Consider the following 7,184-nt stretch of genomic DNA (forward strand, 5'->3'; position numbering starts at 1 on the left):
TTCCCTTATAAACAAAAATAGACATATAGTTGATTATCAGTCCTGAATAACCTTTTAAAATAGTTGCTGTTATCCATTCTTAACTTTAGCACAGAACAGGAAATAATAAAATGGATTTAAAGCAAACAAAGAACATCTCTGTTAAAATACTTTTTGTATATTTGCAACAATATGTTTTATCGTTAAAATAGTTGTAACAGAAATAATACACATAAAAGAAAAACAGAGTAAATAGAAAATGAAGCGAGTTATTAACCTGGACAATTGGAATAGAAAAGAGCATTTTAAATTCTTCTCGGCTCTCGATGACCCTTTTTGGGGAATTACTACGACTGTTGATTTCACAAGCGTATATCAACAAAGTAAAAATATGGAGGTTTCTTTTTTTCTTTATTCTGTGTACTTCCTATTGAAATGTATCAATGCAACTACTGCATTCAAATTACGTATAGAAAACGGAGAAGTAGTAGAATATGATAAAATCAATATTTCGCCCACTATCGGAAGAGAGGACGGAACTTTTGGCTTTGGATTTTTTGAGTATGACACAGATCTTTCCTTATTTATTGAAAATGCAGAAAAGGAAATACATAGAGTAAAAAACAGTGCCGGACTTTCTTTTTCCAAGGACACTGCAAGAGCAGATGTCATCCGTTATTCGGCTCTGCCTTGGTTTGCCTTTTCCGAGATGAAACATGCCGGTTCAATTCAAACAGGAGATTCTATACCCAAAATTTCTACAGGTAAGCTGATACAAGAAAAAAAGAAACTTTTGCTCCCTATATCCATCAGTGTCCACCATGGCTTGGTGGATGGACGAAATGTTGCCGAATTTATACAGAACTTAAAAGACGGACAAAACAATACATTATGATATGATTGCTCCCTCTTCCTATTCTAATAATAAAACATGAAAAATAAAATAGAATTTATCGCTTTTGATGCCGATGACACTCTTTGGGAAAATGAACTTTATTTTCAAGAGTTGGAACACAAATTTTGTCATCTTCTGAGGAAATATTTACCAGCTCCTTCCATATCAGAAGAACTGTTCAAAACAGAAATAAAAAATCTGCATATCTATGGTTATGGACTGAAAGGAATGCTGCTTTGCATGATTGAAACCATTTGCAAAGTTACTAATGGAGAAGGAGATCTCAATCTCGTAAAAGAAATCCTCCGATCAGGCCAGGAACTTCTGCAAAGGCCAATCATATTATTGGACGGTGTGCAAGAAGTCATATCAGCCTTGTGCGAAAATTATAAATTAGTATTGGCCACCAAAGGTGATCTGTTCGATCAAAAAAGAAAGATTTCTGCGTCCGGACTACAAGAATGTTTTTGCCACATAGAAATAATGAGCGACAAGAAGAATGCGGATTATAAAAGATTGCTTGATAATTTAGGGTGTAAGGCAGAAAATTTACTGATGATAGGAAACTCAATAAAGTCAGATATTATTCCCATATTGGAACTCGGAGGTTATGCAGCCTATGTACCTCATCATATCACTTGGGCACACGAACAATGTGAAGGAGAAGTAACGCACTCCCACTTTATTAAGTTGAATAACATTAAAGAGATACAAAACTATCTTTAGTTTTTGCCATATTCCATTCTCCACGTGGCAACTCTTTGAACAAAAATACCACATCTGGCAAGAATCAAAAAAAGATAAGTCACTCTAATACAACAAAAAGGAGAAATGCTTTGCATTTCTCCTTTTTATCAAAAAAATCACACATTTAAAACCCAATACTTAATCCGGCTATCAGATAAGTTTTGTCAAATGAGGGCGAAACAATAGCCTGTACAAACAAAGGCAAAGAAAAATTATCTGTAATATTAATGTTCTTGGAAGCTTTTAAAGCAATATCTGTAAAAGCAGCACCATCAGCATCATACATTCCTTTCCAAGGAGTGAAACCAACGGAAGGAGTGAGCGTAATTTCTGCCGGGCAAGCAATATTATAAGAAGCATTGATATAAGTGGAATAAGCACGATCACCGTCTTTGTTATCGTCTCCTCCCGCAAACATAGTAGACCAACTCAAGGTCAGAGGAAAGTTCTCGCCGAAATTATAAGCTAATGTTCCTTCAAAATGATGATCATGTTTATAATCCCCGTAGGGCATGGTGATGCCATTCCACCAATAGTCGGTTACTGTAATACCTAAACCGCCAATAGTATAGCTTAAATTGATGTCAAACTCTTGTGCACCGTCTGTCTTGGTCAGGCTCTGACTCCCCCAAGCAGATAAAGAAAGGTTGCCGTAAGATAATCCTAATGTAGGCTGTACAGAAAATCCTGAATTCTGGTAAGCGCCACGCCAAATGTAATCACTTACAAAATCTGCCTTAGCCGTTACGTTAAATTCTTGTGCTTTTATCACTCCAGGCAACAGTAAAGCCAGCACCAAGACCACTTTTTTCAAATTCCTTTTCATCTTAAAAAATTAAACTAATTAATATTCATGTTTTACATATTTCTACTATTTCCTTCTTATTGTCTGAAAGGAAATATCCATTTTGAGTTTTTCTGAATCAAGATGCATCATTCAATGGTGATGCACGTCAAAGATCAAGAATCCATGTTATCAAAGCAAAGAACAATACAATGATAGCCACAGCTTCTAGAGCCGACAGGCTCTCGGTATCCAGGAAACTTCTCTTTTTCATGACGCACATCTTCCTAATTTAATGACTATATATTTTTATTATTTTGCCTTTTCTAAAGCAGCATTCAGTTTTAACACATTCACCTTCTCTGTACCGAACATGCCCATAAACGGTTTTTCCACAGCTTTATCTACAATAGCTTTTACAGTTTCCTCACTCATTCCGCGAGCTTTAGCCACACGTTGTACCTGCACGTATGCGCAGGCCGGAGTGATGTCAGGATCCAATCCGGAACCGCTGGCTGTTACCATTTCGGCAGGTACTTCCTTACGGCTCAAGTAAGGATGATGCTTTAAAAATGTATCAATCCGAGCTTCTACTTCAGCCAGATACTCCTCATTGGTAGGACCTTTATTGCTACCGGCCGAACTAGCCGCATCATAACCTTCACCAGCACATGAAGGACGTCCCCAGAAATAGATATCTTCTGTAAATAATTGTCCCACATTGGCTGCACCTACCACTTTTCCGTTAAGTTCCACAATCTCGGCATTGCCGGAATTAGGTCCGGCAAATTGAGCGAAAATCCATAAGACTAGTATATAGCATACTGAGAAAAACACACAAAAGACTAAAGTAAGTCTGAATGACTTTATAAAATTTTTCATTGTTATTTACTTGTTAAAAGAATAATCCTACTACTAAATCTATTAATTTAATACCCACAAAAGGAGCAATAACACCACCTATGCCATATATCAAAAGATTACGACGAAGCAAGGCGGAAGCTCCTATCGGTTTGTATTGAACTCCTTTCAATGCCAGCGGAATCAGAATAGGAATAATGATGGCATTGAATATAACTGCAGATAAGATAGCACTCTCAGGGCTATGCAACCCCATAATATTCAATGCAGCCAGTTCTGGAATGGAAAGCATGAACAATGCAGGAACAATGGCAAAATATTTGGCCACATCATTGGCTATGGAGAAAGTGGTCAGTGTACCACGTGTCATCAGCAATTGTTTACCTATCTCAACAATTTCTATCAGCTTGGTAGGATCATTATCCAAATCCACCATATTCCCTGCTTCCTTGGCAGCCTGTGTACCGCTATTCATGGCAACCCCCACATTAGCTTGGGCAAGGGCAGGAGCATCATTTGTTCCGTCACCCATCATGGCAACCAGTTTGCCGGCAGCCTGCTCTTTCTTGATATACTCCATCTTATCCTCCGGTTTAGCTTCGGCTATGAAGTCGTCTACTCCGGCTTTCTCTGCAATATATTTGGCGGTCAAAGGGTTATCTCCCGTCACCATGACTGTTTTTACCCCCATCTTGCGTAAACGTTCAAAACGTTCCTGAATACCCGGTTTTATGATATCCTGCAATTCTATAACTCCGGCAATTTTCTTATTGACACTCACCACCAATGGAGTACCTCCATTACTTGTAATGGTTTGAATGATATCTTCCGTTTCTTTTGGGAAAGGGTTTCCGGCAGACAAAGCTATCTTGCGGATAGCATCAAATGCACCTTTACGGATTTCTGTTCCATCCTTCAAGTTAATACCCGAGCATTTGGTTTCGGCGGTAAATTTTATCATATGAGCACCATCGGTATTCAAATTACGCATCCGTAAACCCGATTCACGTCCCAGTTCAATAATAGATTTACCTTCCGGAGTATCATCAGATACAGATGAGAGTAGGCAGGCTTCGATGAAAGCATGTTCATCCACTCCCTGAGCCGGATAAAAACGAGTAGCTTTACGGTTTCCTATAGTTATTGTTCCTGTTTTATCAAGAAGCAAAGTATCTATATCTCCGGCTGTTTCCACTGCTTTACCCGATTTGGTTATGACGTTGGCACGCAGAGCACGATCCATCCCGGCGATACCGATAGCCGAAAGCAATCCTCCGATAGTGGTGGGAATGAGGCAGACAAACAAGGACAGAAAAGAAGCAATGGTAATGACAGTTCCCGTATAATCGGCAAACGGTTTAAGGGTGATACACACAATGACAAAGACCAATGTAAATGCTGCCAACAGGATAGTCAATGCAATTTCATTCGGTGTTTTCTGGCGGGATGCGCCTTCCACCAATGCAATCATCTTATCCAAGAAACTTTCACCCGGCTGGGTGCTTACCATTACTTTTATCTGATCGGACAATACTTTTGTACCTCCTGTTACTGAACTCTTGTCACCGCCTGCTTCACGGATTACAGGAGCGGATTCGCCTGTGATGGCACTTTCGTCAATAGACGCCAGTCCTTCGATGATCTCGCCATCGGCAGGAATAACATCTCCTGCCTCACATACAAAAATATCACCTTTCTTTAACTGGGAACTACTGACTGTTTTCAAAGTCCCGTTCACAATCAATTTGGCAGGGGTCTCCTCACGAGTCTTCCTCAGGCTATCGGCTTGTGCTTTTCCGCGCGCTTCGGCAATAGCTTCAGCAAAATTAGCAAATAACAAGGTGATGAACAGAATTACGAAAACCCATAAATTATAAATAAATGAGCCTTGTGAATCATTAACGATAGAGTAGAGCATCACCAAGAACATAATAGCTGTACAAACCTCTACCGTGAACATAATCGGATTCTTAATCATCACTCGCGGATTCAACTTCACGAATGATTGTTTTATGCTGTCAATAACTTGCTCCTTCTGAAATAAAGAAGCTGATTTATTATCTTTCATATCTTCTATTAATATCGTTGTCTGTTATCAGAATTATAAACTCAAGTGCTCGGCAATAGTGCTTAATGCATGTACCGGGAAGAATGATAGTGCGGCAACAATAAAAATAACCGCAAATGTCATCACACCGAATGTCACTGTATCGGTTTGCAATGTGCCGGCGCTTTCGGGAATAAATTTTTTCTTAGCCAGAATACCTGCTATGGCCACTTGACCTACAATCGGGACAAAACGTCCTAATATCAGCACAATACCACAAGAGTAGTTCCAAAACCATGTGTTATCACCCAGTCCTTCAAAACCGGAACCATTATTGGCGGCACACGAGGTGTATTCATAAAGCATTTCACTCAGACCATGATATCCGGGATTGTTCAACCAGCCACCTTCACTTTCCACAAATGCAGGCGCATGAACAAACAGATAAGCAGCCAATGCTGTACCAACTAAAATGATAAACGGATGAAGTAGTGCTACAATGGAAGCAATCTTCATTTCACGTGCTTCTACTTTATGACCAAGAAACTCCGGTGTACGGCCTACCATCAACCCACTGATGAACACGGCGATAATAATAAATGTAAAGTAGTTCATCCATCCCACACCTACACCGCCAAACCATGTGTTGATCTGCATGTTCAGCATTTCCATCATACCCGAAAGCGGCATTGTTGAATCGTGCATACCATTGACAGAACCATTGGAAGTAACCGTAGTAGTAATACTCCACAAAGCAGTGGCGGCCGAGCCCAAACGTATTTCTTTACCTTCCATCGCGCCATTATCCTGCGCTATCCCCATCTCATCAATACGTGGATTACCACCCATCTCCTGACTGACATTGATACAAACTCCTACCAGATAAGCAAACAGCATGACACCATATATACTATAACCCAATTTTTTACGTTTCAGATAGAAACCGAATGCAAATGCCATCGCCATAGGTATGATAAGGATAGACCAACATTCCACCATATTAGCAAAATAGGTAGGGTTCTCCAAGGGATGAGAAGAGTTTACACCAAAATAACCACCCCCATTAGTACCCAATTGTTTGATAGGGACAATAGCCGCCGTAGGGCCTTGTGATACATATTGTGTAGTTCCTTCCATGGTGGTCACCTTCATTTTTCCGTCAAAGCCCATCGGAGTGCCTTGCACAATCAGGATAAAACCTACGATCAATGAAAGAGGCAACAGGACACGGGTACAACTTAATACCAAATAGTTCCAGAAATTGCCAATAGTCTGAGTAGTCTTTGCAGCCAGCGCTTTCATTATACCTGCCATGGCAGCCATACCGGTAGCGGCAGTAATAAACTGAAAGAGCATGATGACGAATAGCTGAGTAAAATAAGTCAGCCCACTTTCACCGCTATAATGTTGCAAGTTACAGTTCACCATGAAACTGATACAAGTATTAAATGCCTGATGCGCAGTCTGACCGGCATTTCCATCCGGGTTAAGCGGCAGCACACCTTGTGTAACCAACAGTACCATCCCCCAAAGGAACCAAAATAGATTTACCACCAGCAAGGCTCTCAAAAACTGTTTCCAGTTCATCTCCTCATTGGGATTGATACCACTCAGTTTGAACATAACCCGTTCAACGGGCTTCATAAAATCCGACCAAGTCTTTTCACCTTTATAAACTTTAGCGATATATTTGCCCAAAGGATAGCTAAGCACTATCAATAAGACAATTTGCGCTATAACACCTAAAACTTCAGTATTCATAACTCTTTATTTCTTAACTTACTTTTTTAAAACTTCTCCGGCTTGATAAGAACATACATCATATAGCCGAACATAATCAAACTAACTACAAATAATGCTGTGTACATAAC

General features: G+C 39.8%; 7 protein-coding genes. 2 read left to right on the forward strand and 5 right to left on the reverse strand.

Features of this window, described 5'->3' with window-relative positions; genetic code table 11:
* The first annotated feature begins 238 nt into the window (after nt 1-238).
* Together AB5935_RS19390 and AB5935_RS19395 are read left to right on the forward strand one after the other, a co-directional pair.
* Nucleotides 239-874 (forward strand): chloramphenicol acetyltransferase, encoded by a 636-nt coding sequence (locus tag AB5935_RS19390; protein ID WP_007835464.1) that lies wholly within the window; start codon nt 239-241, stop codon nt 872-874.
* 36 nt (nt 875-910) lie between these two features.
* Nucleotides 911-1,600: an HAD family hydrolase gene (locus AB5935_RS19395; RefSeq protein ID WP_007835463.1), complete on the forward strand. Its 690-nt coding sequence runs from the start codon at nt 911-913 to the stop codon at nt 1,598-1,600.
* Between the two features lie 145 nt (nt 1,601-1,745).
* Here the strand turns inward: AB5935_RS19395 and AB5935_RS19400 are convergent, their stop codons facing one another.
* The 5 genes from AB5935_RS19400 to AB5935_RS19420 form a co-directional block, all read right to left on the reverse strand.
* The gene (locus tag AB5935_RS19400; RefSeq protein WP_007835461.1) at nt 1,746-2,447 is read right to left on the reverse strand and encodes a hypothetical protein; all 702 of its coding nucleotides are present in this window, start codon (nt 2,445-2,447) and stop codon (nt 1,746-1,748) included.
* Nucleotides 2,448-2,717: 270 nt separating this feature from the next.
* The gene (locus tag AB5935_RS19405) at nt 2,718-3,287 is read right to left on the reverse strand and encodes a K(+)-transporting ATPase subunit C (RefSeq protein ID WP_038609697.1); all 570 of its coding nucleotides are present in this window, start codon (nt 3,285-3,287) and stop codon (nt 2,718-2,720) included.
* Between the two features lie 13 nt (nt 3,288-3,300).
* Nucleotides 3,301-5,334, reverse strand: a complete 2,034-nt coding sequence (gene kdpB, locus AB5935_RS19410; RefSeq protein WP_007835457.1) for a potassium-transporting ATPase subunit KdpB — start codon at nt 5,332-5,334, stop codon at nt 3,301-3,303.
* Between the two features lie 33 nt (nt 5,335-5,367).
* Complete coding sequence (gene kdpA, locus AB5935_RS19415) at nt 5,368-7,074, reverse strand: potassium-transporting ATPase subunit KdpA (RefSeq protein WP_007835455.1); 1,707 nt, start codon at nt 7,072-7,074, stop codon at nt 5,368-5,370.
* Between the two features lie 26 nt (nt 7,075-7,100).
* Nucleotides 7,101-7,181 carry a potassium-transporting ATPase subunit F gene (locus tag AB5935_RS19420; RefSeq protein WP_074783379.1) on the reverse strand — a complete coding sequence of 27 codons (81 nt, stop codon included), beginning with the start codon at nt 7,179-7,181 and terminating at the stop codon, nt 7,101-7,103.
* Between the last annotated feature and the right edge of the window lie 3 nt (nt 7,182-7,184).

Source organism: Phocaeicola sp. RTP21198st1_B8_RTP21198_201120 (assembly GCF_040929485.1).
GTDB classification, from domain to species: domain Bacteria; phylum Bacteroidota; class Bacteroidia; order Bacteroidales; family Bacteroidaceae; genus Phocaeicola; species Phocaeicola dorei.

Excerpts from the sequence above, each read along its gene's own strand:
- AB5935_RS19390 (WP_007835464.1), top strand. The coding sequence starts at position 239 with ATGAAGCGAGTTATTAACCTGGACAATTGGAATAGAAAAGAGCATTTT.
- AB5935_RS19395 (WP_007835463.1), top strand. The coding sequence starts at position 911 with ATGAAAAATAAAATAGAATTTATCGCTTTTGATGCCGATGACACTCTT.
- AB5935_RS19400 (WP_007835461.1), bottom strand. The coding sequence starts at position 2,447 with ATGAAAAGGAATTTGAAAAAAGTGGTCTTGGTGCTGGCTTTACTGTTG.
- AB5935_RS19405 (WP_038609697.1), bottom strand. The coding sequence starts at position 3,287 with ATGAAAAATTTTATAAAGTCATTCAGACTTACTTTAGTCTTTTGTGTG.
- kdpB (WP_007835457.1), bottom strand. The coding sequence starts at position 5,334 with ATGAAAGATAATAAATCAGCTTCTTTATTTCAGAAGGAGCAAGTTATT.
- kdpA (WP_007835455.1), bottom strand. The coding sequence starts at position 7,074 with ATGAATACTGAAGTTTTAGGTGTTATAGCGCAAATTGTCTTATTGATA.
- AB5935_RS19420 (WP_074783379.1), bottom strand. The coding sequence starts at position 7,181 with ATGTACACAGCATTATTTGTAGTTAGTTTGATTATGTTCGGCTATATG.